Here is a 26,599-nt window from a genome sequence, read left to right as displayed (position 1 = left end):
AGCGGATCGACTGATCGCGGGCGAGAGGTCACCGACCTCCCGCCCGGCACCGCTCAGACGGCGTCGTGGAGCTCGACGTTGTCCTGATACTCGAAGTGCGTCTGGACACGATCCGAGACGTCGATGTTCTGCAGCTTGCTGGACGCTGGGATGAAGCCCACCAGACCAGCTGCCGTCTCACCGGCCTGAGCCGTCCGGTAGACGAACTTGAGGATCGCGTCGTTGCGGGAGTGGTAGCCGTAGACCGCTTCGTCGACCGAGGCGGTCAACGAGTCCCAGTTGCTCTTCGCTCCGATCGCGGTGCCGAGGAGATGTGCGGCCTGGATCCGCGGCCCTCCGGGCTTCGTGCCCATGGACTGCGCGGCGACGACCATCGCCCTCGCTCCCAGACTGTGACCGATGAGCACGTATGACTCCGCGTTCGTGCGTGCGAGCAGATCACCGATGATCACGCCCGTCTTGTCGGCGCGGTTCTTCGCGACGTGCCAGGGGTTCCTCGCGAGGTCCGAGGCGATCATCGCCGGCCCGGCGACGCCTCCGAGAAGCTTCGCCCCCGCCTTGTGCCCGAGCGCCGCCGCTCCTCTGAGCAGCCCCATGGCGACGCCCTTGCCTGCTGCGCCCAGGGCGAGATCCGTCAGATCCCGCAACTCCTTCGACCCCCATCGGACGCGGTAGACGGGCGAGTCCGGGTAGCGGGAGTCGACGATCGACTTCCACTCGCCCCACCGCTCTCCCTCACCGTCGGTGAGGAACCCGTTAGCGACGACCACGGGGACGCCGCCCGTTCCCGGACGGAGCAGCTCGATCTGGAACGACTTGTCCTCGCTCAGGTAGGCGTTCGCGACCGATGCCCCGAGGACACCTCCCACCGCCGCTCCGACGGCCGTCACGACCGCCGTGCCGCCGGCCATGCCGAGCCCGCCCGCTGCGAGGGTGCCGCCGCCGAGCAGCGCGAGTCCGTGTGAGCTCGCCGCTGCGCCGGTGAATCCGCCGAAGACGCCGAGCGAGCCGATCGCCCCGCCGATGGCGGGAGCGGCGAGGAGAGCGACCGGCGCCGCCATCGCGAGGACAGCGATGCCGCCCACGATGATCTTCGAGGTCGCGTCGAGGTCGGGCTTCTCGTATTCGAGGAAGGCCTCGTAGTCGTGCAGCTCGCCGAAGGTCCCCTGGGCCTTCTCGAAGCCCGGGATCTCGTGCTTGTGCTCGGCGCAGAACTGGGGGACGCGCAGAGCGCCGCGCTCGCGCACCGCCATGTTGCCGCAGCCCACAGCCACGCACGGGAGCGTCGCGGATCCGCAGCCCTGGCAGACGTAGACGGGAAGCTGCCCCGCGGGACGGTTCGACTTCCGGTGCTCGGTGTTGAAGAAGCACGACGAGCACCATCCGTGCTGGACGTCCAGCAGCGAGACGTCGTCTGCGACGTCCGCGATCCACTGCGCCGTCTTCGCGTACGTCTCGGCCACTTTCTGTGCGGTCCGCCGCTCCTGCTCCACCTGCTGGAGAGCTGCCTTCTGCTCGGCCGGATCCGAATGCGCGAGAGCCTCGGCATTGGACGTCATCCGGGCGCGGTACCAGGTCTTGGCGTACGCCCACATGTTGCTGCGCAGTGCAGGATTGCTCTCGAGAACGCCACCGCTCTCCGTCACCGGCTCGAGATCGGTGAATTCCCCCGCAAGGGAGAGAGTCGCCCCCTGATCCGAGAGCACATCCACTCGGAGACGGGTTCCTTCGACGACATAGGCGTGCAGTGAGCCGGGCATGGGTTGATCGTGCCATACCGGTCGAGGTCCGGTTCACCGCGGAAGGGCCGTCGCCTCCATGCGGTCGCCGCTTACATCCGGCCCTTCATGGCACCCGACGTTCGACCCCGCTTGAACGAAATGCCCGGCTTCCCCGGCGTGCCGAAGGAACTGCAACCTGTTCACGACATCATTAGGAAGTACCGCAACACTACTGTCACGTACTCTCAGTCGGACCTCGTGCTGCCCCTGGCCCTCGCGACTCTTGACAGCGACGGCACCGTTACCGACCGATCAACCTTCGTTACAGAACCCATCACCATCGCCGTCTCGGCAATATCGATAGTTGTTCTCACGCTCCTCTTCTGCTTCCGCCGCTCGCCTGTCAAAATCCGCTTCTCGTTCGCGCCAGGCGTCAATTTCCTGTGCCACCTCGATCTCGAGCGCACGACGACATTCTCCTACAGTGCCGATGTAATTGGCGGCCACGGAGTTGCCTGCTTGCGCTATGAGTCGCGCGTACGGTCGGGCTCCATCGGCTATGGACGCTCGCGGCACATAATCGATGTAAGCCACAGTGTCATCGCCTACACCATTCTTGCCCACGCCCCCCTCCATGCTCGAGGCACTTGGGCGCCACCAGCCTGTTCTGACTAGTTCTTCGTTTATCGATCCACCCGGCGGTGCGACACTGGCCGCACCATTGCCGCCGTCGAGCCGATGAATGAACCCTTCACTCCTGTGCGGCTCGCTCATGACAACCAGTACTTCCTGCCCGATCGGGAGAGCCATTTCCATTTCCTGCCGAGCTTGTTCGACACCGTTCTGAGTGGGCTGACAGGCTTGAGCAACCGGTTCGATGAGATCCAGGGTCACGGTGGCCCCGTCTACCCTCAACGTGGAAAGGTCACCGGCCTCTGGGCGTCCAGTGATCTTCCCTGAGAAAATACGTTCTTCAGCGTGAAGGTCAGCTGCAAGCATTTCCTGCACGTCACTGGCTGCTTCATCAGTCTTCAACGCCCTGACGCTGACGATAGTACCTTCGCTTTTACTAGTTCCAGGTGAAATGTCTTGGGAAACGACGGTCCAGTTAGATTTACGCCAAATGCTCCGCTCGTTGAGCTTGTCCTCAGCGTTGATCTCAAGCCGGAGTCGATTTGCCAGCTTTTCAGCCTCGCTAAGTCTCATACCAACCAACATTGGAACGCGAACCTCACCCTCCTGCGGCCAATATTCGGGGGCAAAGGTTGCGCTAGGAGATGAGACTGGCGTTGCCGGGATAGTGGAGGCCGGTGTCGGACTTGCGGTAGGGGAGTCAGGAGCAGCGGACAAAAGTGCAGGTACTTGACCGGCATCACTTGCGTCTCGGCCCTGAATTGTGCCCCCTGTGGCGTTCGCGAAGACACCGACGAGCACGACGAGCGCACTGACGATTAGAGCAATTTTCTTGTGGCGCTCGTAGCCTTGGAGGCGCAGACCCCGCTTGTCCCGCATAGCGCCGGCAAGCACGAGAATTAGGTCCACGAGCACCCATATCCCAAAGCCGCCGAAAGTCAGCAACTTCAGGATTGCGGTTCCCGTTTTGCCGAGGTAGAAGCGGTCGACGCCGAACCAGCCAAGGAGCAGTGCGAACAGCCATGTCACCAGGAACGACTTATCGCCGGTGCCAGCATCTCTAACGTACCTAATGATTGGAGGCCGCGGCGGAGGCTGAGAGGACATATTCTTTCCTTAGTTCATGGGGCATGCTTAGCGAAACACGCGTCACCGGGGGTGCCCTTCGATCGGGCTAATCGACGAGGTCGTCGTAACGTATTGCTTCCAGCAGCTCTGCAAGTTCGGGCTCATCCGACAAGTCGAGCGGCATGAACGCCTTCGTCACTCCGACCTGTCGAACATGCAAGTCCGTGCAGGTGTCGTTCAGCACCTGTATCGAATCCGTCGTTGCCCATTGAACTCCATCGACCGCGGCGCGATTTATTTTCGCCGCGACCAGTACATGTGGAATATGATTTCCGTAAGAATCGGAATCAGCAACCGCAACGGCAACGAATCGGACCGAGCGCAAACCGGGCGCAACTGCAAACGCCTCACGAGCGGTCACAAGAACACATCCAGCTACCGCGTGCTTATGCCAGTCCGCCGCTTCCTTTTTTGGCAGAGTCTTGATTGTAAGTCGTCCCGCGGGCGTAAGGTCGGGCTTTCTCTGCGGCATCGCGTCGGCAGCAGGCACGATTACGACCAGTGTTGCTTCACCGCCAGAGACACTCAGAGGAGCAGCGGCGGCGTCGTTGTCCTCAAAAGCGGCGGCCAGTGCCGACATTACGACTTCCGGCTGGTTGTCGACAAGTGATTGCCACTCCCTGTCGAGCACAGCTTGCGCATCTTCCTGTTGTGTCGCCAGCTGCCATCGGTGCCAGTCAATCTCCTGCCGAGCATCCGCCTCTGCGTTTGCAAGAGCCTGGCGCCGATGGTCGCGGGCGAACCAGCTAACACCCTGAAGATGTGCCGCTCGGTGGAGATTCCAGATTTCTACCTCGTTGATCTCATCCAGCGGTGGAGCCAGCGGCCTCGTCGCTGGTGGGAATTCCTGCCGGTGCAGGTTGTCGATGCGCTTGTAGACCTCGATGAGCTGTTCTGCTGCTTCTGCTCTGCTTGCGGCTTCTACGGACCGGGTGATTGAGCCGCTGGAGGTGCGACGAGCAACGCCGAGGCTGGTGGAGTACGTCACCGGTCCGATACCGGTGGAGAACCCCGGTGCCCCTGCGCCCAGGTGGAGCCGCGCGGCGCGCGGACCGAGGCTTGTCCTCACCCCGCGGCTCGACACGCGCACCCGGACGCCGGGTACTAGGCGCACTGAGAATCCCATGGTTCGCAGCCTAGAGGACAGCGAAAGTGGTGTTTGTTGGCAGGTTCGGGCGTCTCTGGAGCGGTCCGGGTGATCCTTGATCCGTGGCGCAGCAGTGGAGGTTCGAACGTTAGTGAGTGGGAGTAGGACGACCGTCTGGCAGTGACGCAGTGCTCGGGCCAACAACGCACCGGCACGGCGTCGCCCGCGGTGAAACGCTCCCACTGCGCCGCCTCCAGCACATCACGCTCCGGCGGGTAGACGCTCATAACGTCAGCGACCCCGCGTCGGGGAAGTTGTTGCCCGCTAGTAGGAGGAGCGGCTCGTCGGGTCGCCGGGGCCGCCGATCAGGCCGGCGCGCGCGATCAGGGACGGCGCGGATCCGGCCAGCACGGCCTGCTCGCAGGCGGCCTTCGCGGCGCCGTACGAGGCGGGGTCGTCGGAGGGAGGGAGCAGCTCGGCGTCCTCGTCCGCGCCGACGACCGCGTTCTCGGCGTAGACGCTCGTGGTCGAGACGAGGACGTAGGCGCTGCAGCGCAGGTCGCGGACGGATCGGCGGACGTGCTGCGGGGTCGAGGAGACGTCGATCACCGCGTCCCACGATGCCGCAGCCACGGCGTCGAGAGCGTCGTCGCGGTCGCGGTCGGCCCGAACGAGGGACACCCCCGCGGGCACGGCCGTCCCCCGCGCGAGGCAGGTCACGTCGTGGCCGCGCCGCAGCGCCTCCGCCGCGAGGTGCCCGCCGAGCCAGCCCGTGCCTCCGAGGATCAGCGTTCTCATCCCCGCATGCTCGCACGGGCCGCCTCGCGCGAGGCCCGCTGAGGTGCCCGAGACGGTTCCGAGAACGCTGAAACAGCTGCATCCCCGGGCGACTCGACGCAGTGGGCGCCCAGCGAGCGCCTCAGCGACAAGGGCCCCCTTCACGAGCCCCCGAGCACCCGACCACCCGAGCCCGCCCGCGTCCTCTGTCCGGAATCACGCGGGCGGCTCGGGCGCTCGAGCGGCTCACACGACGACGAAGGCGTCCAGGATCAGCGAGTTGCCCGTGGAGGCGGCGTTGCGCTTGCTGCCGCGGCGGATGGTGATGGTGTGCTCACCGGCACTGAGGGTGCTGCTGGTGAACACGGTGCGGGCCGAGCGGTTCGTGGCGCTGTAGCGGTCGACGGAGGCGACGAGCACGCCGTCGATCAGGACCTCGTTGATGCCGGAGGTCGGGGTGATCCGGCTCACCCAGCTGACCTTCGTGCCCCGGAAGCGGAGGGTCGCCGAGGCCGTGGAGGTGCTGGAGTACGAGATGCTGCCGCCGCTGTCGGCGGTGCTCGAGAGCGTCGCCCAGGTGCCGACCGTCGCGATGACGGCGGCTCCGTTCTGGTACGTCCCCGCCGCCGGCAGCGTCGAGGTCGGGGTGGGCGTGGACGTGGCCGTCGGGGTCTCGGTCGGAGTCGGCGTGTCCGTCGGCGTCGGCGTGCTGGTCGGAGACGCCGTCGCGGTGGGGGTGGGCGTCGACGTGGAGACGGTCCCCGCGGTCACAACGAAGGCGTCGAGGATCAGCGTGGATCCGGTGGACGCCGGGTTGCGCGTCGTCCCGCGGCGGATCGTGACCGTGTGGGTGCCGGCGGCGATCGGCCCGCTCGTCCAGACCGTCTGACCCGAGCGGGTCGTGGGGCTGTAGCGGTCAACGGTGGCGACGAGGACGCCGTCGAGCAGCACCTCGTTGATGCCGGAGGTCGCCGTCATCCGGCTCACCCAGCTGACGCCCGTGCCCGAGAAGCGGAAGCTCGCGGACGCTCCGGCCGAGCTGGAGTAGCTGATGCTCCCACCGCTGTCGGCGGAGGAGGAGATCGTGCTCCAGGTGCCCGCCGTCGTGATGAGCGGCGAGGAGTTCTGGTAGGTGCCCTCGCCGGGGATCGACGAGGCGGGCTCGTCGGGCAGCGGAACGACCGGCTGCTCTGCGAGCCAGCGGTCGAACGTGTCGAGCATGTCCTTGTTCGTCAGGCTCGGCACGTTGTGGCCGTTCGGAGCGCCCTCGGTCGGCGTGTAGAGGACCACAGCCTCCTTCGCGACGGGCTTCGCGAGCGCGACCCAGGCCCCTCCGTGCACGGCGATCGGGACGAGGACGTCCTCCGTCGAGCCGGTCGTGCGGATCCGCGCCCCCGCCCACGAGGCCTGCGGCAGCAGCGCGGGGTCGGTCGCCGGGATCGTCGAGGGGTCGTTGTCGTAGTCCGGCAGGACGCGCCCCGGGTCGCGCCGGGCCATGTCGGCCATGTCGTAGACGCCGGCCGCGTGGTACGCGCCGCGGATCTCGGGGACCAGCTTGTTGCCGTACGCCCAGCAGAGCAGCGCTCCGCCGCCGGAGTTCGAGCGGAGGAAGCTCGCGCCGATCCGCCACGTCTTCTGGAACCAGGCGACCGCGTCCACCTGCATGGCGACGGCCCGCTTGTTCGTGTAGATGCTGCCGCCGTAGTTGGGGCAGATCGAGATGACGCCCTTGTCGACGGCCTGGTCGGCGCTGTACTGGTAGGCGCCGGACAGGGCCGCGTAGGTGCTCCCGTTGGCGTGGTAGTACCAGTAGACGACCCGGCCGATCCGCTGCGAGGGGACCGCGGTGTGCGGAACGAAGAGCCGCGCGCGGTCGGTGCCGATCATCACGTCGATGATCTGGTACGGCTTCTTCCCCACGCGCGAGATCGCCGTGTCGCTGCGCCCGAGCTCGTTGGGCAGCGGCGGGATCACGCTGTAGTCGGGCGCCGCGGACGCGGTCATCGCGTAGGCGAAGGCGGATCCGACGCCGAGGGCGGCTCCGGTGAGGACGAGACGGCGGCTGTGGCGCGCAGGAGAGGACATGGGATCCCGACGTGGAGAGGGCTGCTCGGTCGGCGGAGCCTGACCGGAAGGTGTGAGGGGGGGGGTGCTGCGGTCCGGATCGGACCACCGTGGAGGGGGCGCGGTGCGGTCCTTCGGGGGACCGTGCGGGCGGGCAGGCGCGAGTGCATCCTCCCGCGTCCGCCGCGCGACCACCAGACCCGCTTCAGGGACACCCGCGGCGGCGCTCCCACCTGGCGTTCAGCGGCGGAGCGATCCGGAGAAGGTCCTGGTGAGAGCGCTATCTCGCGCCACTGCTCCGGAGATGCCCGCCACGGGAGCGGGACCGCATCGTGTCGGTGGCGGAACTCCGGGATCCCGCGGGGCCGGCACGGATCCAGGCCGCCCTGAGCCCGGCGCGAGGGCCGTGCGCACGTCAACACTCTCGCGGGGGACCGCCGGATAGGTTGCGTTTTCTGGGCTCCACCTGGGCGCTGGTTCAGCGCTCGCTCTCCCCTTTCTGCGTGCCCACCGGATCAGGGGCCCGTCGTCCGCCGCCCACGTCCCGTCTCAGGGGGACAGGGCGACTCCGAGCCGCGACCTATCGTGATCCCGCTCCATCCGGAAGGCCCGGCGAGGCGCCCCGGGTGGAGGTCGATCCGTGTCGAACGCGCATGCCCGGCCGAGCCACGACCGCTCGATCGCCCTCGGCCTCGTCCTGCTCCTGCTCGCCGCCGTCCTCGTGGTTCTGCCGGCGACGAGAGCTGCGGCGGCCACGGTCCTGCTCCAGGAGGGCTTCGGCGGCACCAGCGTCGCGGACTCGGCCTGGCAGGCGCTCGACGGGGGCTGCATCACCCGGGCGACGACCGCACCCCCGGCCGGGTCCTCGAACCTCGGCGTCTGCGCCAACCGGACTCAAGCCCCCGTCGCCGCGACGAGTCCGGGCTTCCTCCAGCTCACCGATGCCCGCAACGACGCCAAGGGCGGCGCGGTCTTCAACCGGCCGATTCCTGCCGCGGGCGGCATCGACGTCCAGTTCGACCAGTACCAGTACAGCTCCGCCCTCGGCCTCCTCGGAGCAGACGGCATCGGCTTCTTCCTCACGGACGGCTCGAAGTCCCTGACGGCGGCCGGAGCCCCTGGCGGCTCGCTCGGCTACGGTCAGTCCGCGACCGTCGAGGGTGTGAACGGCGGCTATCTCGGCATCGGCATCGACGCCTACGGGAACTTCTCGGCCAGACCTCCCACGCAGAGCACGACACCCAACGCCCCGCCCACCTACGGACTCGGATTCGGGTGCCCCTCCGGCTCAGGCCAGGGCCAGGTCGCGAATCAGATCGTCGCCCGCGGTGCAGGCCAGGGCCAGACCGGCTACTGCTTCCTGCAGGCCGCGCCGCCGCCGACGCTCACCTCCGTCCGCACCCCGATCACCGTCTCGTCGGGCAATCCGCCCGCGAGCTACGGCAGGACCGTGCGGATCACCGTGTCCGCCACGGCCTCCCCCGTCGTCACGGTCTACTGGGGCACCTCGGCGGGAATGGCCGCCTCCGCGCTGACGCAGCTGATGCAGTTCACGATGCCGACCGCAGCGCCCTCGACCTACAAGCTCGGCTTCACGGCGTCCACCGGTGGATCGAACGACACCCACCTCGTCCGCAACGTCTCCGTCTCGTCCATCAACACTCTCGACGACATCACTCTGGTCAAGCAGATCGACCGCACCACCACGCAGCCCGTCGCCTACGCCGAGGGATCCGTCATCCCCTACCAGTTCGTCGTCACGAACGGGTCTATCCGGGGCACGCTCACCGGCATCGTCGTCACGGACCCGAAGGCCGCGAGCATCTCCTGTCCGACGACGACCCTGCTCCCGCTCGCCTCCACCATCTGCACGGGATCCCATACGGTCACGGCCGCCGAAGCGGTGGCCGGCTCGTTCGTCAACACGGCGACCGCTGCAGCGACGAAGACGGAGACGATCTCGAACGTCGTGACGACGACCCCCGTCACCAGCAAGACCGCCACCGTCACCGCCCCCATCGCCGCCCCGGCTCCCGCTCTGACCCTCACCAAGACCGCCCTGCTCACCGACACGAACGGCAACGCCCAGGCCGACGCGGGCGAGCAGATCCGCTACTCCTTCCTCGCCCTCAACTCCGGCACCGTCACACTGCAGACGGTCGCCGTCGCCGACCCGAAGGTCACCGGCATCACGCCCGCCTCGACTCAGCTCGCACCCGGAGCGAGCGCGACCTTCACCTCGGCGCCGTACACGGTGCTGCAGACCGACATCGACAAGGGCACGGCCGTCACCAACACCGCCACGGTCAGCGGGCGCACGCTGGCAGCCTCGCCCGTGACGGTCACCGCGACCTCCACGGCCACCACGCCGATCCGCTACGCGCCCTCGATCTCGCTGACGAAGAACGGCACGATCCCGACCGGGGCCGCCGTGGGCTCGACCGTCTCCTACAGCTTCTCCGCCACCAACACCGGCAACACCGGGCTGAGCGCCGTCGCGGTCACCGACCCCAAGAGCGGGCTCTCCGCGCTCGCCTACTCCTGGCCGGGGACCGCCGGGCGCCTCGAGATCGGCCAGTCGGTCACCGCGACCGCCTCGTACACGCTCACGCAGGCCGACGTCGACGCGGGCCAGGTCCTCAACACCGCGACCGCGACCGGCACCCCTCCGACGGGCGCCGCCGTCACGGCCACCGCCTCGCGGACGGTGACGATCACCCGCACGAACGACCTCGCGCTCACCAAGACCGCGAACCCCGCCTTCATCAGCGCCGCCGGCACCGTGGTGACCTACACCTTCCGCGCGACCAACACCGGCACCACCACCCTCACCGCGGTCGCGATCAGCGACCCCAAGAGCGGGCTCTCCGCTCTCACCTACTCCTGGCCGGGCACTTCCGGACGACTGCTGCCCGGCCAGGTCGTCACCGCGACCGCCGCCTACACGACCACCGCCGCCGACGTCACCGCCGGCACGATCGCCAACACCGCCACGGCGACGGCGACCGGCCCGACCGGCGGGGCGTTCACCCGCACCGCCTCGGTGAGCATCTCGGTGATCCCCGATCCTGCCGCCGACGCCGCGACGGTCGTGCAGGGCGGATCGGTCGTGATCGACGTGCTCGCGAACGACGGGCCCGCCGCGACCGGCGCGACCTTTTCGCGCGCTCAGCTCTCGGCGACCCCGAAGGCGATCGGAGGCGCGGCGACCCCCGCCCCCGCCACTCCCGTGCAGGGTTCCGTCTCCTGCGTCGCGAGCGGAGCGACCCGCGGCCAGTGCACCTACCGCCCGATCGCCGCCTACGTCGGCACCGACGTCTTCGACTACTCGCTCTCGGGCCAGTACGGCACCTGGAACGTGCGGGTCACGGTCACCGTCACCGCGCTGAACCGCGCGCCGGTGGCCCGAACCGACCGTGTGGTCGCGACCACCGGCGGCCCCGCCGTCACCGTCGCTCCGCTCGCGAACGACACCGACGAGGACCCGGGCACGACCCTCGCCCTGGCCGGCACGAGCGTCTCGGCCGGGCTGCGCGGCACCTTCTCCTGCTCCGGATCCACGTGCACCTACACGCCCGCGGCCGACGGCTGGACCGGCAGCGCGACGATCGCGTACACGGTCACGGACGGCGCGCTCACGGCGGGCGGCACGATCACGGTCTGGGTCGATCCCGCTCCGCTCGTCCGGCGCGGATTCTCCGGCACCGGCAGCACGAGCGGAGCGGTCGGGCTCGGCGCCTGGACCAGCTCCTCCGTGGTCGCCACGCCCGTCGCGAGCTGCACGGCCGGTCGGCCGAGCACCCTCGTGAGCTGGTCGGCCGCCGCCGGAGCGACCGGCTGGACCCTCGAGCGCCGCCTCGCGGGGACGACGCCCGGCCCCTGGACCGTGATCGCGGCACCCGCCGCCTCCGCGACGAGCTTCACCGACGACCGGGTCGGCGAGGGCCGCAGCTACCAGTGGCGGGTCCGCCCGGACCTGCAGCGCTGGCTCGGAGTCGCGTCCGCCGCCTCGACCGCCGTCGCCCAGCCGGCCGTCACCACCGCCGGAGGCTGCTGATGCCTCCCCGCCGACACCCCTCTCGTCCTGCACGTGTCCTCGTGAGGGAGACCACGCCCGCACCGGGCACCACCCACCAGAAAGGAACGGTCGCCATGACCACCACAGCACCCACCCGTCGCAGCCCCTGGAAGAAGATCGCCCTCACCGGCGGCGTCCTCCTCGCCGCGGGAGCCCTCGCCGGCGCCGGCGCCTTCGCCGTGTTCACCGACTCCGGGACCGCCAGCGTCACCGCGGACGCCGGACAGCTCGACATCAACCTCGACGGCACCTTCATCGTGACGGACATCGCGCCCGGAGACACCATCCAGCGCCCGGTGACGATCGTCCTGCCGAACGCCACCAACGACGGCGACCTCGTCTCGTCGGTGCGCTTCTCGCAGGCCGTCACCAACGACGTCGTGGGATCCGACACCACCGACCAGAACCGTGTCGGCCAGTCTCTCGTCTCCGGCCCGAACGGCCTCGACTACCGCCTGCTGACCTGCTCCACCGCCTGGACGACCGCCCCCACCACGACTCCGGCGGGCCCGTACTCCTGCAGCGGGACCACCACGGTCACCGGATCCGGCAAGCTGTCGTCCATCGGCGGCCAGGCCGGCGCGGTCGACTTCACCCCGGCGAATTTCGGCATCACCCCCACCACGACCGGGACCTTCCCCTCGGACGCCGGTGACGTGACGCTGAACACGCTGATCGAGCTCGTCCTGCCGACCGCGGCCGACAACGCGTACGAGAACGCCTCCGCCACGGTCACCTTCACGGCCGCCGCGATCCAGCGCGCCGGCATCCAGAAGTAGACCGTCCCCCACCGCCTCCGTCCTGCCCGGCCGCCACCGGCGCGGGGCGGAGGCATCCCCCTTTCCTCCCGGAGTCGTCCCCATGCCCCACGCCCGTGCGCTCGTCGCCGTCCTCGCGGCGGTGCTCCTCGCGCCCGCGGCGAGCGCCGAGCCCGTCGGCGTGCTCGACGTGCGCGAGCTCTCGGCGCCCGGATCACTCACCGACCTCGCTCCGGGCGACCGCGCCGAGTGGGCGGTCGAGGTGACCAGCACCGGCCTGTCGCCGCAGGGGGTCTCCGTGGCCTTCGCGGTCGACGGAGGGACGCTGGCGCAGGACCCGCGCGACGGCCTCCAGCTGTCCGTCGAGCTCTGCGACTCGGCGTTCACGGTCGCCGAGGTCGTCGACGGGGAGCGCACGGTCGAGCGCTACCTCTGCCCCGACGACGCTGTGCCGCTCGGATCCGGGCCCGCGGCGACGCTCGGCCGGCTCGACGGTGTGCGTCCGCTCGAGCGCGGGGCCACCGTGGGCGTGCGCGTTCGCGTCCTGTTCCCGGAGTCGGCCGGCAACGGGACCGAGCTCGCGGCGGCGTCGCTGCGGGTGCTCGTGGGCACGACGGAGGAGGATCCCTCCGCGACGCCCGGCCCCGGCTCCTTCCCCGGAGCGGCGGGCGGCGGGCTGGCCGTCACCGGCCGCGACCTGGGCGCTGCGCTCCTGGGCGGGATGCTCGCCCTGGGCTCGGGCGTCCTGCTCGCCGCGGCTGCGCGCCGTCGTCACCGGAGGGAGCAGGCGTGAAGGCCCTCCGCGCTCTCCTCGGCGGCCTGGTCACGATCGTGGCCGTCGCCGGCATCGCCGTCTTCGTCCTCTCCGCGCTCGGTCTCGTGCGGCTCGTGCCGGTGCTGTCGAACTCGATGGCGCCCGGGATGCCCGTCGGCTCCCTCGCCGTCACCCTGCCCGTCGACCAGGCCGCGATCCGCGCCGGCGACGTGATCGTCTTCACCGACCCGGACGATCCGGGCCGCCGCGTCATCCACCGCGTCACCCTCCTCTACTCCGAGGAGGAGGCTGCGGCCCTCCGCGGCCGCGAGCCCGGCCAGCTGGCGCTCACCACCAAGGGCGACAACAACGAGTCGGCCGACCCGTGGATCGTGACGATCGCGGACGAGCGGATCTGGCGCGAGAGCTCGGTGGTGCCGCTGCTGGGCTGGCCGAGCATCGGCCTCGCCCACCCGGAGGCGCGGTTCGCGCTCTTCGCCGCGGGCGGCGCGGTCATCGTGGGCGCGCTCCTGATCGCCATCTGGCGCCGCCCCGCGGAGGTCGCCCCGTGAGCGGCGCGCACCGCTCGTCGGACGGCACGCCGCCCCCGGAGCCCCTGCGTCCGCCCGCTGAGCACGGACGGCACAGCGCCCGGCCGTCCTCCCGCGACAGCGCAGCCCCGCGCCACTCCCCCGAGGTCCGCCGCCGCGTGGTCTCCCGCGCCGGCCTGGCGGGACTCGTCGCCGGCGCGCTCGTCCTCGGCGCCGCCGCCACCGCCACCGCCGTGCTCCTGGACCGGGGCTCCGTGAGCGCGCGGGTCGCCTCCGGCACGGTCATCGCGACGTTCACCGGCACCGGAGCGACGACCGTGCCGGTCCCCGTCGCGGGCCTCGTCCCCGGTGGCACGGCCCGGCGCCTCCTCGAGCTGACGAACGCCGGGACCCTGCCGATGTCGGCCCTCCAACTGCAGACGGCCACCGGCACCGACCTCTCGGACGGCCTGCAGCTCGCGATCGAGCGCTGCTCGCTGTCCTGGTCGGCCGACGCCGCCACCTGCCCCGGCACCGTCACCACCGTGTCGGCCGACCGCCCCGCCGCCTCCCGCCTCGACCTGCCCGGCTCCCCCGCCCTCTCCGTCGGAGCGACCGACCACCTCCGCCTGACCGTGCGCCTCTCGGAGTCCGCGCCGTCCGCCGCGCAGAGCACCTCCGCGACCCTCACCGTCACCGTCGTGGGCCTGCAGCGGCCGGGCCGCCAGCTGTAGGCGCGGCGGGCCCACGCCTCGGCGGCACCACCGCCGCGCCGTCCCCTTCCGCGTCAGCGCCGAGGCGCCCGAGACGGTCGTCGACACGCCGGAGCGGGCGACCGTCTCGGGCGACTCAGCGGGGCCGCGGGTACCTCGGTGGTGCCTCGCTACTCGCGCAGGGCTGCCACGGCGTCGTGGAAGCTCGGCACGTCGGAGAGCACGCCCTCGGGCCCCAGCACCGTCCAGGTCGTGCCCGCGCGGATCAGGACGCCCAGCTCCTCGGCGGGCCGGCGGCGGGTGCGGCGCAGCTCGAGCACGAAGACTCCGGGACGCGCCTCTCTGATCTCGGGAGTGCGCCGGTCGGGCAGCATCACGAGTCCTCCCCGAGGGTCAGCGGTAGACGCTCCACTCCTTCTTCACGATCCGGCGCTCCTCGCCGTCGACCGCGACGATCCACTCGCCGTCCTTCTTGGCCACGACCCGCCCGCGCAGGTACTGCGGCTCCCAGCCGTCGGCCTTGTTGACCCACTTCACGAACCGCGCGAACCGCCCCGGTGCCACGTCGTCTCTGGACATCTCTCGACTCCCCTCGTCGTCACCGGCACGTCCAACGCCCTCCGTCAGGAGAGCACCTCGCCCAGCGCGAGGGGGACCTCTCCTGTGAGGTCTCGAAGCCGGTTCATCGACGGTAGAACGCGCTGCTGGAAGTGGACGAGGCCGTTGACTGATCGACGTTTGTCTGGCAGTGGGGTCAGGATGCGGCAGCGGAATCAGGAGTCGAACAGCACGTGCGGCCGTCCGGCGTCGACGATCACGCGGGCGCGCACCCCGTAGACGTCCGCGATCAGCGCCGGAGTGAGCACCTCCTCCGGGGTGCCGCCCGCGACCACGCGCCCCTCGCGCAGCACCAGCAGCGCGTCGCAGAACAGGGCCGCGAGGTTGAGGTCGTGCAGCGCGACGACCGTGGTCACCGGCAGCGCCCGCACCAGGGCCAGCAGCTCCAGCTGATGGCGGATGTCGAGGTGGTTGGTCGGCTCGTCCAGCAGCAGCTCGCGCGGCTCCTGCGCCAGCGCCCGGGCGATGTGCGCGCGCTGCCGCTCGCCGCCCGAGAGGGTGTGCCAGAGGTGGTCGGCCTTCGCCTCGAGACCCACCTGCTCGAGGGCGCGCTCGATCGCGCGCAGGTCCTCGGCCGTGTCTCCGCCCAGAAGGGAGCGGTGCGGTGTCCGCCCCAGCCGGACGACGTCGCGGACGGGGAGGTCCGCCTCCGTCTCGGCCTGCTGCGTCACCGTGGCCACGGCCCGGGCGACCTCGCGGCGGCGGAGCGAGCGGAGCGGCGCGCCGTCGAGGGTGACGACGCCGGCGTCCGGAGCCGCGGTGCCCTGCAGCAGCCGCAGCAGCGACGACTTGCCCGAGCCGTTGGGCCCGAGCAGTCCCACTGTCGAGCCGGGAGCGGGGCGGAGCGAGACCCCGTCGACCACCAGGCGGCCGCCCCGGCGCCACGAGACCCGGTCGGCCTCGAGCGTCACGAGCGGCCCCTCCGCCGCAGGAGCAGCAGCATGAACACCGGCACGCCGACGAGTGCCGTGCCGACCCCCACCGGCAGCGGAGTCGGCGCGAACGCCACCCGCGATCCGGCGTCGACCCACACCAGGAACACCGCGCCGAGCAGGATCGTCGCGGGGATCACCCGCGAGTGCCGCTGGCCGAACACGAGTCGCGCGGCGTGCGGCAGCACCAGCCCCACGAAGCCGATCGCGCCGGCGATGCTCACCAGGGTCGCCGTCAGCAGGGCCGTCACCACCAGCAGGAGGAGGCGGGTGCGGCCCACGTGCACGCCGAGCGACGCGGCCACGTCCTCCCCGAAGGCGAACGCGTCGAGCGTGCGCGCCGCGGCGAGGCAGACCACGGAGCCGAGCAGCACGACTCCTCCGCTCAGCGCCACGTCGTCCCAGCGCATGCCCTCGAGGGAGCCGAGCAGCCAGAACATCACGCCGCGCGTCTCGTCCGAGTCGGCGAGCGCGAACACGATCAGCGAGGTCAGCGCCGAGAACAGCTGCGTGCTCGCCACCCCCGCCAGGATCACGCCGGAGGTGCCGCCCGCCGAGAACCGCGTGAGCAGCAGCACGAAGCCGAAGGCGACCAGCGCGCCGACGAAGGCGCCTCCGGAGAGCCCGACCACTCCTCCGCCGACCCCGAGCACGCCGACGAGCACCGCGCCCGTCGAAGCTCCGGAGGAGACGCCCAGCACGAACGGGTCGGCGAGCGGATTCCGCAGCAGCGACTGCAGGATCACTCCGCACACGCCGAGCCCCGCCCCGCAAGCCGCGGCCACGAGTGCGCGCGGGAGGCGCTCCTGCCAGACGATCGCGTCCTCGGCCGGGCGCACCGGGACGGAGGCGAGCCCGAGGTGGTTGAGGAGGATGTCGCGGACGTTCACGAGCGAGACGTCGGCCGGGCCGAGCGTCACCGCGACGCCGACCGAGAGCGCCAGCGCGAGCAGCCCGCCGACGACCAGCGCCGCGGCGGCCAGACCGCGCGGCACCCGGCGGACGAGGACCGTGCCCGTGCCCGTGCCCGTGTGCGTGCTCAGAGCGAGGCCCCGTTCTCGTCCCACCAGGCGCGGATCTTCTCGAGCCCGTCGACGAAGCGGATCGACGGGTTCATCTCGGCGCCGTGGAGCGCGATGAAGCGGCCGTCCTGCACCGCGGGCAGGCTGCTGGTCAGCGGGTCGGAGCGGAGGAACGCGGTCTTGTCGTCGAGGCGGTCGCCGGGAAAGCGGTCGCGCTGCAGGTCGCCGAGGACCAGGACGTCCGGGTCGGCCGCGACGACGCTCTCCCAGCCCACGGCGGGCCAGTCCTCCGTGCGGTCGGCGAAGACGTTGGTCATGCCGGTCGTGGTGCCGAGCATCGAGGCGAAGTTGTAGCCGCCGGCCATGTAGGGCGTCTTGGTGTCGGCGAACCAGAAGGCGACGCTCCGGCCGCCGAGGTCGACCCCCTCGGTGGCGGCGGCGGCGCGCTCCTGCAGCTGCGCGACCAGGGCGTCGCCGCGCTGCTGCACGTCGAAGACCTCGGCCAGCTCGTGGATCTCCTGGTAGAGGACGTCGACGGTCAGCGGGACGGTGCGCGTGCCGCTCCCGCCGTTGACGCTCGCTCCGTTGTCGCAGTCGGAGGGGGCGAGGTAGGAGCCGATCCCCGTCTCGGCGAGGCGGTCGCGCGAGGCGACGCCCTCGGGGGCGTAGTGGCGGCCGAAGGAGGCGGTGACGAAGTCCGGGTCGGCACCGAGCAGCACCTCGTAGGTGGGCGCGTTGTCGGCCAGGCGCGGCACGCTCTCGTTCGCGGAGGCGAGGGTCTCGAGCACGGGGTCGGTCCAGGAGGCCGTGCCGACAATCCGGTCCTCGAGGCCGAGGGACAGCAGGATCTCGGTCGAGTTCTGGTCGAGGGAGACGACCCGCTGCGGAGGGGCGGTGACGGTGGTCGCGGTGCCGCAGTTGTCCAGCATGAGCGGGTACGAGGTCGTGCCCTCCCCCGCGGCGGCCGTGCTCTCGGGCTCGATCTGCTCGGAGGCGCCGCAGCCGGTGAGGGCGAGCAGGGTCAGGGCGGCGAGGGCGAGGGCAGCGGGGCGCCGTCGGTGCGTGGACATGGATCTCCCGTGATTCGTGGGCGTCGGTCGTCGGCCCGGTTCATAGGCCCGGTTCATGGGCCCGGTTCGCCGGCAGGGCTCGTCGGCCCGGTCCGTCGGCGGGCGGCACCCGCGTCTCGGCGCGGAGCCCGGGTAAGCATAGCCTTACCTCACCTAAGCCCGTCCATCCGCGCCAGTCGATCCGCGCCACCCGCCTTCGATCCACCCTCGGTCCCGCCCACCGGCGACTCCGCAGAAGTCGCCGTGGTCGCGCGCGAGAACGGCGACCTCCGAGTTCTCGATGCACTCAGAAGGCCCGGAACAGCCGAGTAAGCGGACACCTGTCGCGCACCTCGCCTCCGCAGCCCCCAACCAGGTGGACAGCACCCCGGACACGGTTCCCCTGAGGGCGGGAGAGCGCGATCCTGAACACCGACGATCGACGGCTCCCGCCCCACCGCCCGCCGACCGTCACGGAAGGAACCCGTTGCCCCGCCACTCCGCCCGCACCGCCGCCTCCGGCCGGTCCGCGCTGGTGCGCAAGGCCGACGCGTCCGGCTACCGGCCCGAGATCGAGGGACTGCGCGCCGTCGCGTCCCTCCTGGTCGCGACGTTCCACATCTGGCTGGGCCGCGTCTCCGGAGGCGTCGACGTCTTCTTCGTGATCGCCGGGTTCCTCACCACCCTGACCCTCCTCGGCCAGATCCGCCGGTTCGGGCGCGTGCGTCCGATCGCCTTCCTCCGGAGGCTCGCCTCGCGGCTCTTCCCGGCGGCCGCGGTGGTGCTGGTCGTCGTCGCGGCGCTCGCTCCACTCCTCCTGCGCCCCTCGCAGCTGCTGCAGACCTTCACCGAGGTGTTCGCCTCGACCTTCTACGTCGAGAACGTCGCGCTCGCGCGGGCCGGAGTGGACTACCTCGCGCAGGACGACTTCCACTCGCCGGTGCAGAACTTCTGGGCGATGTCGGTGCAGGGGCAGTTCTACCTGGTCTGGCTCGCCCTGGTGCTCGTCGCGACCCTCGCCGCCGTGCTGCTGCGGCGACGCGCGCAGCTGCCGCGGTTCCTGCTGGCGCTCGTCGCGGCGCTCACCGTCCTCTCGTTCGCGTTCTCCGTCGTGCTGGTCGGGATCGACCAGCCGACCGCGTACTACAGCACCCTCGCCCGCTCGTGGGAGTTCGGGCTCGGCTCGCTCGCGGCCCTCGTGCTCCCGGGACTGGCGATCCCGGCGACCCTGCGGGCCGTTGCCGGGTGGCTGGGGCTGATCGGAGTCGTCTCCTGCGGGTTCGTGCTCCAGGTCTCGAGCGCGTTCCCGGGCGCCGCCGCGCTCTGGCCGACCCTCTCGGCGGTGCTCGTGCTCGTCGCCGGGACCGGCCCCGCCCCGGAGCGCGGCGTCGGCCGGCTGCTGGCCCTGCGCCCGCTCGTGTGGCTGGGCGGCCTGAGCTACGGGATCTACCTCTGGCACTGGCCGCTCCTGGTCTTCTGGCGCGAGAGCAGCGGCGAGGACCCGACCGCTCCGGCGGGCCTGGGCGTCATCGCCGCCGCGATCCTCCTGGCCGCCGCCTCGAAGCGCTTCCTCGAGGACCCCCTCCACCGCCGCGCCCCCGCCGAGCGCCCGCACCGCCTCCGCGCGCTCGCCCCGGCGGCCCTGCTGGCCGTCGCCGCCCTGGTCGGAGCGACGGGCCTCACCGGAACGAACGCCGCGATCGCCGCCGACCTCACCCGCGCGCACGCCCTCCCCGTCTCGACCGAGGGCTGCGTCGGAGCCGCGGCGCTCGCGAACGCCTGCCCCGACTCCTGGACCACGAGCCTGCCCGCCGTCGACGCCTCGGAGGACGGCTCCGCCCTGAACACCGACGAGTGCAGCACGGGCAACTCCGGCACCGCGCTCGAGGAGTGCCGCTTCGGCGATCCCGCCGGCCTCCGCGTGCTGCTCATCGGCAACTCGCACGCGGCGTCGTTCTTCCCGGCGCTGCGCGGCGTCGCGGAGGAGCGCGGCTGGGACCTGCACACCTACTACAAGACGGGCTGCGTCTTCTCGACCGCGGAGCGGCGCGACGACTCCGCCTCCTCCCGGCGCTCCTGCGACGTCTGGAACGAGAAGCTGCAGGAGGAGCTCGCGGGCCAGGAGCCGTACGCGCTCGTCGTCACCGCCTACTCCGCGAAGAAGTCCGTGTTCGTCGACGCGTCCGGCACCCCCGACGAGCAGGCCGGCATCGACGGGTTCCACGAGTCGTGGGCGCCGCTGATCGCCCGCGGATCCACGGTGGTCGCGATCCGCGACAATCCGGTGCTGCCCTCGCTCTCCCTGCTGGCCTGCGCCGAGGAGCCGGGCTCCGCGGCCGACTGCAGCGTGCCGCTCGACGAGGCCTTCGCCGCCCGCGAGCTGATGGCCGCCGCGGCCGAGGGCTGGCCGGGCGCCGCCGCCGTCGACCTCACCCGCTGGTTCTGCGACGACCGCGGCTGCCCCCTCGTGATCGGCGGAGTGAAGGTGTACCGCGACCTCGGGCACCTCACCGAGTCGTACGCCCGGACCCTGGCGCCCTACCTCGGCGAGGCGCTGGACCCGCTGGTCGGCTGAGGACGCTCGCGCTCGACTCCCAACGCATGCAAGACTGTTTATACGAACAGGGATCGGAGGAGCCGATGGGCCACTCTCACGGCGTTCCGGCCGGCTCCGCCGCCGCGCGGCACCGGCGTCCGCTCGTGGCCGCCTTCGTGCTGACCGCGGCGTTCATGGTCGTCGAGTTCGCGGTCGGAGTCGCGACGGGCTCGCTCGCGCTGCTCTCGGACGCCGCGCACATGGGCACCGACGTGCTGGCCCTCGGGATGTCGATCGCCGCGATCTCGCTCGCCGCCCGCCCCGCCGCGAAGGGCCGCACCTACGGCTCCTACCGCCTCGAAGTGCTGGCCGCCCTCGCCAACGGCCTGCTGCTGTTCGCGGTCGCCGCGTTCGTGATCGTCGAGGCCGTCCGCCGCTTCGCCGAACCGCCCGCGGTGCCCGGCGGCCCCCTCCTGATCACCGCCGTCGTGGGCCTGGCGGTCAACCTCGTGAGCCTGCGCCTGCTGTCGGCCGGGGCGAAGGAGAGCATCACCCTCCGCGGAGCCTCCCTCGAGGTGCTCGGCGACGCGCTCGGCTCGATCGGCGTGATCGTGGCGGCGATCGTGCTGCTCACCACCGGCTGGGCGTGGGCGGATCCGATCGTCGGCGTGCTGATCGGGCTGCTGATCCTTCCCCGCACCTGGTCGCTGACGAGGCAGGCGCTGGGGATCCTCATGGAGTCGGCGCCCGCGCACGTCGACCTCGCGGCCCTCGAGCGCGACGTCTGCGCCGTCCCCGGCGTGCTGGCGCTGCACGACCTGCACGTGTGGACGATCACCTCGGGCATGGAGAGCGCCACCGGCCACGTGGTCGTCGCCCCCGACGCCGACTACCGCACCGCGCTCTCGCGGGTGCTCGCCGTCCTCCGCGAGCGCCACGGCATCGACCACGCGACCATCCAGTGCGAGCCCGAGGCCTTCCCGGAGACGACGCACCGCGTCTGAGCGCGGGGGTGTCGCGGCGCACGGCCGCACGCCTCCGCATGCCCACGACCCTCCAGGAGTCGTCGCACTCGACGTCGACTGCGACGACTCCCGGCTCCTCGACTCTGCGGGCCTCGCCCGCCCCTGAGCACCTTCCGATTGTTGACGTGAACATGTACAGTCGGCCGTCAGGGCGCGTTCACGTGAACACGCCCGCATTTCGATGGCGAAAGAGAGACCGCATCAATGTCGATGTCCTTCAGAAGGGTCGCCGCGCTCGCCACGAGCGCCGCCCTGGCCACAGGAGCACTGCTGGCGATCCCCGCCGCAGCGGCCCCCGCTCAGGCCGCGGACGCGTTCCGCATCACGCCGAACCCCGCCGCCGCCGGTGAGGCGTTCGAGGGCTGGGGCACCAGCCTCGTCTGGTTCGCGAACGCGACCGGCGGCTATCCCGAGGCCCTCCGCGAGGACCTCTACCAGAAGGTCTTCGGCGACAGCGGCCTCGACCTGAACATCGCCCGCTACAACATCGGCGGCGGCAACGCCTCCGACGTGAAGGACTACCTCCGCCCGGGCGGCGCCGTCGAGGGCTGGTGGAAGCCGAACCCGGCCGGCGACGCGTCGACCTACGGCGGCACCTCCACGAAGCTCGCCGACCGCGATGCGCTCCTGGCGAAGTGGAACGCGGACGACCCCGCCTCCTACGACTGGACCGCCGACGAGACGCAGCGCTGGTGGGTCGAGAGGCTCGCCGAGGAGAAGCAGATCTCGCATTGGGAGGCGTTCTCCAACTCCGCCCCGTACTTCATGACCGAGAGCGGCTACGTCTCGGGCGGCTTCGACGCGAACAGCGAGCAGCTGAAGCCCGCCGCCGAGGAGCAGTTCGCGAAGTACCTCGTGAAGGTCACCGAGCACATGGAGGACGAGTACGGCATCGAGTTCGACACGCTCGACCCCTTCAACGAGCCGAACACGAACTACTGGGGCACGCAGCTCTCCAACGGCGTCCCGACCGGCGGACGCCAGGAGGGAATGCACGTCGGACCGACGCGCCAGGCGGGTCTGATCCCCGACGTCGCCGCCGCGCTGGACGCCTCGACCACCGACGCCGGCATCGCCGCGATGGACGAGACCAACCCCGACATCTTCGCGACGAACTGGGCCGCCTACTCCGCCGCGATCCGCGCCGAGGTCGACCGGATGAACGTCCACACCTACGGCACCTCGGGCCGCCTCAAGGTCCGCGACCTCGCGAAGCAGGCCGACACCGACCTGTGGATGAGCGAGATCGAGGGCAACTGGGTCACCGGCTTCGACCCCACCAACATGGAGAACGGCCTCGGCATCGCCGGCCGCATCAACGACGACCTGCGCGAGCTCGAGCCCAAGGCGTGGGTGCTCTGGCAGCCCGTCGAGGACTACTACAACATGCAGCAGCCCAAGCCCAAGGGCGAGAACCTCAACTGGGGCTCCGTCTACATCGACCTGGACTGCAAGCCGTACCAGGAGAACGGGACCGAGGTCTGGAAGTCGGTCCGCCGCGTCGCCGACGCCGGTGGCGACTCCACCAATGCCCCGGTCTGCGGCGTCGAGACGAACTCGAAGTTCAACACCATCCGGAACTTCACCAAGTTCATCCACGAGGGCGACCACCTGATGCCCTCCAACGACAGCTCCTCCACCGCCGCCGTCCGCGGCGACGGCTCGGGCGCGACCGTCGTGCACACCAACAGCACCGCGACCGAGAAGACCGTCGTGCTCGACCTCTCCCGCTTCGGCACCATCGCCGACACCGCGACGGTCACCCCCTACGTCACCACGAAGGCCTCCTCGGCAGCCGCTCCCACGAGCAACGCCCTGGTCGCCAAGACGCCGGTGAGCGTCGACCGCATCTCGCGCACCGCCACGATCACCGTGCCCGCCAAGTCGGTCACGAGCTTCTCGATCGACGGAGTCTCGGGAGTCGCCGACTCCGCCCCCGCCCTGCGCGACGGCCACCGCTACCAGCTGGTCGGCACCCAGAGCGGCAAGGCCCTGACCGGCAACCCCTCGGGCGCCGCGACCACGATCACCGGCCTCGCCACCGACTCCGCCACGGCCGCCAAGCAGACCTGGACGGTCCGCGAGGTCGCCGCCGGCGAGCGCGAGGCCACCCGCCGCGTCGTCCTCGTCAACGGCGACGGACGCGTGCTCGGAGCCACGACCGCCGGCACCGACCTGCGCTCGCTGTCCGTCGACGCGGCGAAGACGACCGCCGCGACCCGCTGGATCGTCAACACCACCGACGGCGTGAACTTCTCGCTCGTCAACGAGTCGATCGCCCAGTCGCTCGACGTGAACGGCGGCTCCAGTGCCGACAACGCGTCGGTCGGCGTCTACACCTCCAACGGCGGAGCGAACCAGTCGTGGTCCCTCCGCGACCTCGCGCCGACCGCCGGCCAGACGATCGCCGTCCGCACCACCGCGGGCGTCGCTCCGACCCTGCCCGCGAGCATCACCCCGCAGTACTCCTGGGGAGCCGGCGCACCGCTCGCCGTCACCTGGCAGCGCCCCGCCGACTCGGCGTACGGCGCGACCGGCCGCGTCGAGGTGCCCGGCACCGCGACCGACCTCTACGGCCAGACGATCACGGTCACCGCGCTCGTCGACGTCGGCGGACTGACCGCGACCGACCCCGTGTCGGTCACGGCCGCCGCGGGCGCCTCGGTCGCCGGAGTGAAGGCCTCGGCCCCGACGACGGTCCCCGCCCGCGTGGGCGCCTCGGCCAGCACCTTCCCGGTGCCGGTCGTCTGGGACTGGACGCCGCTCACCACCGCCTCCCTCGCCCGGGCCGGGCAGGTGACGGTCTCGGGAACGGCGACCGCCGACGGCGCTACGCTCCCCGCCACGCTCACGGTGCTCGTCACCACGGGCACGCTCCGCAACTTCAACCCGGACGCCGGCATCGTCGCGACCGCGTCGTCGTCGGAGTCGGGCTACGGACCGGAGCGCACCCGCAACGGCGTGGACGGCGACAAGGGCTGGTCGAACTGGACCAACGGCACCAAGGCCGCGCAGAGCTCGCTGACCTACACCTTCCCCTCGACCCACCAGGTCGAGAAGGTGTCGGTGCAGTTCCTCGCCGACGGCGGCACCAGCTGGGCGCAGACCTACCAGCTGCAGTACCAGGCCGCCGACAGCACGACCTGGACCGCGGTCCCCGGCTACGAGTCGGCCGTGGCCCTCGCGTCGCCGGCCGGAGGAACGGCTCCGACCCTGGTCGCGTCGTTCGCGCCCGTCACGGCCAAGGCCTTCCGCGTCGTGATGAACGCCTACGACAACACGCACCTGATCGTGGCCGAGACCAAGCTCTACGAGTCGGTCGCCTCCCCCGCCGCGGTCGCCACCCTGGGCGCCCTGCGCGTCGGCGGAGCCGGCATCGCCGGGTTCGACCCGGCCCGCACCTCCTACGCGGTCACCGTCGAGGGCACGGCGATGCCGGTGATCGGAGCAGTGGCGACCGACTCGGCGGCCACCGTGCGGATCACCCAGCCGACGACGGCGAACGGCGGAGTCGCGACCATCGCGGTCCGCGCGGCCGACGGCTCCGTCACCTCGACCACGACGGTGACGGTGACCCTGAAGGCGCCCGCCGCCCTCGCGGTCGCGGTCACGGCGACCACCCGCTGCATCGCCGGCAAGGTGACGCTCACCGTCGCGGCGAAGAACGAGTCCGGCGTGCCGGTCTCGATGACCATCGCGACGCCCTCCGGGTCGAAGCAGGTCACCGGAGTCGCGCCCGGCGCGAGCGGCAGCGCCGCGTTCACCACGCGCGCGGCCTCGGTGCCGGCCGGCCAGGCCACCGTCACCGCGACGGGCACGGTCGACGGCAAGCAGGTCACCTCGGTGGCGACGGGAGCGTACGCGGCCCGCAGCTGCTGACGCCCCCTCCGACACGGACCGCCTCCGCCCCTCCGGGGACGGGGGCGGTCCGTCGTTCATCGAGAGCGGCGCTGCGGGGGCGGCGCGTCGCGGGATCCCGATGCGACCGCGGCGCGGGCTACTCGATCAGCATGGATCCGTGCCGGTCGGGCAGCCGCACACCTCCGCGCCGGTGGAGCGACCGCGCACCCCCATGCCGGTCGACCAGCCGCGGCACGCGGAGTACCGAGACCCCGCTCAGTGCCCCGCGGCCGTCTCGTCGCGGGAGCGCAGGCGCGAGACGCCCATCACGACGGCCGCGATGACCAGACCCAGCACGAGGCCGAAGATCATCGAGACGAAGGTGTCGGCCAGCCAGACGACGACGGGGCCCGCGCCCTCGACCGCGTGGGTGACGACGTGCACGAGGTCGTACGGACCGTGCCACACCGTCTCGGCGAGGTTCGCGACGACGAGGTGCCCGCCGACCCAGAGCATGGCGAGCGTCCCGATGATGCTGATCGCGCGGAACACGACCGGCATCGACGCGACGATCCTCGCCCCGGTGCGCCGCACGCCGCGGGCCGCGTTCTTCATCAGGCGCAGGCCCACGTCGTCGATCTTCACGAGCAGCGCGACGGCGCCGTAGACGAGCACGGTCATCCCGAGCCCGACGACCAGGAGCGCGCCGAGCGTGGGCCAGATCCCGAAGTCGGGGTCGAGGCCGTCGAGCGCGATCAGCATGATCTCGGTGCTCAGGATGAGGTCGGTGCGGATGGCGCCGAAGACGAGCTTCTTCTCGTCGCGCGCCTCCGTCTCGTGGCCGCCGTGCGAGACGCCGAACCACTCGAGCACCTTCTCCGCCCCCTCGAAGCAGAGGAACGCGCCGCCGAGGATCAGCAGGTACGGCAGCACCTGCGGCGCGAACGCCGAGAGCAGCAGCGCCAGCGGGATGATGATGACGAACTTGTTGAACAGGCTCCCCAGCGCGATCCGCCCGACCACCGGCAGCTCCCGCGCGGGCGTGAGGCCCTGCACGTACTGCGGGGTGACGGCCGCGTCGTCGATCACGACGCCCGCCGTCTTGGCGCTCGCCTTCAGGGCGGCGGTGAGGATGTCATCGACAACCGCGAGCAGGCCGACCGACATGTGCGTCTCCTTGGAGGTCCGGGGTGAGAGGGCTCACAGTATCGCGAGCTTCGCGGTCGAGCGGGCACGGGGAGGGGCGCGGGCCCGGCGGAGGGGGTCCGGTCGCGGGGATCTCGATACGCCGGCGGGGCCGGCTCCTCGATCAGCGTGAAGGGCGGGCGGGCTCC

19 protein-coding genes are annotated in these 26,599 nt (G+C 71.1%); 8 read left to right on the top strand and 11 right to left on the bottom strand.

Translation table 11 applies throughout. The features are described from left to right. Nucleotides 1-53 precede the first annotated feature (53 nt). The 5 genes from C5C46_RS08385 to C5C46_RS16850 all read right to left on the bottom strand — a co-directional run bounded on the left by C5C46_RS08385 (nucleotide 54) and on the right by C5C46_RS16850 (nucleotide 7,431). Nucleotides 54-1,646 carry a DUF726 domain-containing protein gene (locus C5C46_RS08385; RefSeq protein WP_219812276.1) on the bottom strand — a complete coding sequence of 531 codons (1,593 nt, stop codon included), beginning with the start codon at nucleotides 1,644-1,646 and terminating at the stop codon, nucleotides 54-56. 387 nt (nucleotides 1,647-2,033) lie between these two features. Continuing rightward, nucleotides 2,034-3,383 (bottom strand): NINE protein, encoded by a 1,350-nt coding sequence (locus C5C46_RS16855; RefSeq protein ID WP_374953792.1) that lies wholly within the window; start codon nucleotides 3,381-3,383, stop codon nucleotides 2,034-2,036. A 145-nt stretch (nucleotides 3,384-3,528) separates the two neighbouring features. Next, nucleotides 3,529-4,470 (bottom strand): hypothetical protein, encoded by a 942-nt coding sequence (locus C5C46_RS16560; protein WP_146085695.1) that lies wholly within the window; start codon nucleotides 4,468-4,470, stop codon nucleotides 3,529-3,531. A 423-nt stretch (nucleotides 4,471-4,893) separates the two neighbouring features. Continuing rightward, entirely contained in the window at nucleotides 4,894-5,367 is a 474-nt protein-coding gene (locus C5C46_RS08375; RefSeq protein WP_104226368.1) for an NAD-dependent epimerase/dehydratase family protein, read from the bottom strand. 225 nt (nucleotides 5,368-5,592) lie between these two features. Next, nucleotides 5,593-7,431, bottom strand: coding sequence for a hypothetical protein (locus tag C5C46_RS16850; protein WP_181027253.1), 1,839 nt, complete (start codon nucleotides 7,429-7,431; stop codon nucleotides 5,593-5,595). A gap of 619 nt (nucleotides 7,432-8,050) precedes the next feature. On the opposite strand from C5C46_RS16850, the gene C5C46_RS08365 reads away from it, so the two are divergent. The 5 genes from C5C46_RS08365 to C5C46_RS08345 all read left to right on the top strand — a co-directional run bounded on the left by C5C46_RS08365 (nucleotide 8,051) and on the right by C5C46_RS08345 (nucleotide 14,264). Next, complete coding sequence (locus C5C46_RS08365; protein WP_104226367.1) at nucleotides 8,051-11,467, top strand: Ig-like domain-containing protein; 3,417 nt, start codon at nucleotides 8,051-8,053, stop codon at nucleotides 11,465-11,467. Between the two features lie 95 nt (nucleotides 11,468-11,562). After that, complete coding sequence (locus C5C46_RS08360) at nucleotides 11,563-12,267, top strand: TasA family protein (RefSeq protein WP_104226366.1); 705 nt, start codon at nucleotides 11,563-11,565, stop codon at nucleotides 12,265-12,267. An 82-nt stretch (nucleotides 12,268-12,349) separates the two neighbouring features. Then, the gene (locus C5C46_RS08355) at nucleotides 12,350-13,039 is read left to right on the top strand and encodes a sortase (RefSeq protein WP_104226365.1); all 690 of its coding nucleotides are present in this window, start codon (nucleotides 12,350-12,352) and stop codon (nucleotides 13,037-13,039) included. Further along, nucleotides 13,036-13,572 carry a signal peptidase I gene (locus C5C46_RS08350; protein WP_104226364.1) on the top strand — a complete coding sequence of 179 codons (537 nt, stop codon included), beginning with the start codon at nucleotides 13,036-13,038 and terminating at the stop codon, nucleotides 13,570-13,572. The genes C5C46_RS08355 and C5C46_RS08350 overlap by 4 nt, the downstream gene beginning before the upstream one ends. After that, the gene (locus C5C46_RS08345) at nucleotides 13,569-14,264 is read left to right on the top strand and encodes a peptidase (protein WP_104226363.1); all 696 of its coding nucleotides are present in this window, start codon (nucleotides 13,569-13,571) and stop codon (nucleotides 14,262-14,264) included. The genes C5C46_RS08350 and C5C46_RS08345 overlap by 4 nt, the downstream gene beginning before the upstream one ends. A 149-nt stretch (nucleotides 14,265-14,413) precedes the next feature. Here C5C46_RS08345 and C5C46_RS08340 read toward each other — a convergent pair whose 3' ends face one another. From C5C46_RS08340 to C5C46_RS08320, 5 genes are all read right to left on the bottom strand, one after another. Further along, a complete protein-coding gene (locus C5C46_RS08340) occupies nucleotides 14,414-14,617 on the bottom strand; it encodes a hypothetical protein (RefSeq protein ID WP_104226362.1) in 204 nt (67 codons plus the stop codon). Between the two features lie 19 nt (nucleotides 14,618-14,636). Next, nucleotides 14,637-14,822 (bottom strand): hypothetical protein, encoded by a 186-nt coding sequence (locus C5C46_RS08335; protein WP_104223398.1) that lies wholly within the window; start codon nucleotides 14,820-14,822, stop codon nucleotides 14,637-14,639. Nucleotides 14,823-15,016: 194 nt separating this feature from the next. Further along, a complete protein-coding gene (locus C5C46_RS08330) occupies nucleotides 15,017-15,772 on the bottom strand; it encodes an ABC transporter ATP-binding protein (protein WP_104226361.1) in 756 nt (251 codons plus the stop codon). Next, complete coding sequence (locus tag C5C46_RS08325) at nucleotides 15,769-16,860, bottom strand: FecCD family ABC transporter permease (RefSeq protein ID WP_374953310.1); 1,092 nt, start codon at nucleotides 16,858-16,860, stop codon at nucleotides 15,769-15,771. The genes C5C46_RS08330 and C5C46_RS08325 overlap by 4 nt, the downstream gene beginning before the upstream one ends. Next, nucleotides 16,833-17,885: an ABC transporter substrate-binding protein gene (locus tag C5C46_RS08320; RefSeq protein WP_104226360.1), complete on the bottom strand. Its 1,053-nt coding sequence runs from the start codon at nucleotides 17,883-17,885 to the stop codon at nucleotides 16,833-16,835. Before C5C46_RS08320 ends, C5C46_RS08325 begins: the two co-directional genes overlap by 28 nt. Nucleotides 17,886-18,351: 466 nt before the next feature. On the opposite strand from C5C46_RS08320, the gene C5C46_RS08315 reads away from it, so the two are divergent. The 3 genes from C5C46_RS08315 (at nucleotide 18,352) to C5C46_RS08305 (ending at nucleotide 25,304) form a co-directional block, all read left to right on the top strand. Continuing rightward, the gene (locus C5C46_RS08315) at nucleotides 18,352-20,439 is read left to right on the top strand and encodes an acyltransferase family protein (RefSeq protein ID WP_181136505.1); all 2,088 of its coding nucleotides are present in this window, start codon (nucleotides 18,352-18,354) and stop codon (nucleotides 20,437-20,439) included. 65 nt (nucleotides 20,440-20,504) lie between these two features. Further along, a complete protein-coding gene (locus C5C46_RS08310) occupies nucleotides 20,505-21,404 on the top strand; it encodes a cation diffusion facilitator family transporter (protein WP_104226358.1) in 900 nt (299 codons plus the stop codon). A 231-nt stretch (nucleotides 21,405-21,635) separates the two neighbouring features. Continuing rightward, the gene (locus C5C46_RS08305) at nucleotides 21,636-25,304 is read left to right on the top strand and encodes a glycoside hydrolase (protein ID WP_146078951.1); all 3,669 of its coding nucleotides are present in this window, start codon (nucleotides 21,636-21,638) and stop codon (nucleotides 25,302-25,304) included. Between the two features lie 237 nt (nucleotides 25,305-25,541). Here C5C46_RS08305 and C5C46_RS08300 read toward each other — a convergent pair whose 3' ends face one another. After that, nucleotides 25,542-26,432: a DUF808 domain-containing protein gene (locus C5C46_RS08300; protein WP_104226356.1), complete on the bottom strand. Its 891-nt coding sequence runs from the start codon at nucleotides 26,430-26,432 to the stop codon at nucleotides 25,542-25,544. Between the last annotated feature and the right edge of the window lie 167 nt (nucleotides 26,433-26,599).

This window comes from Rathayibacter sp. AY1E6, from assembly GCF_002931115.1.
In the GTDB taxonomy this organism is placed as follows: domain Bacteria; phylum Actinomycetota; class Actinomycetes; order Actinomycetales; family Microbacteriaceae; genus Rathayibacter.
The sequence above is the reverse complement of the archived record's forward strand: the minus strand, read 5'-3'. Positions and strand labels throughout refer to the sequence as shown.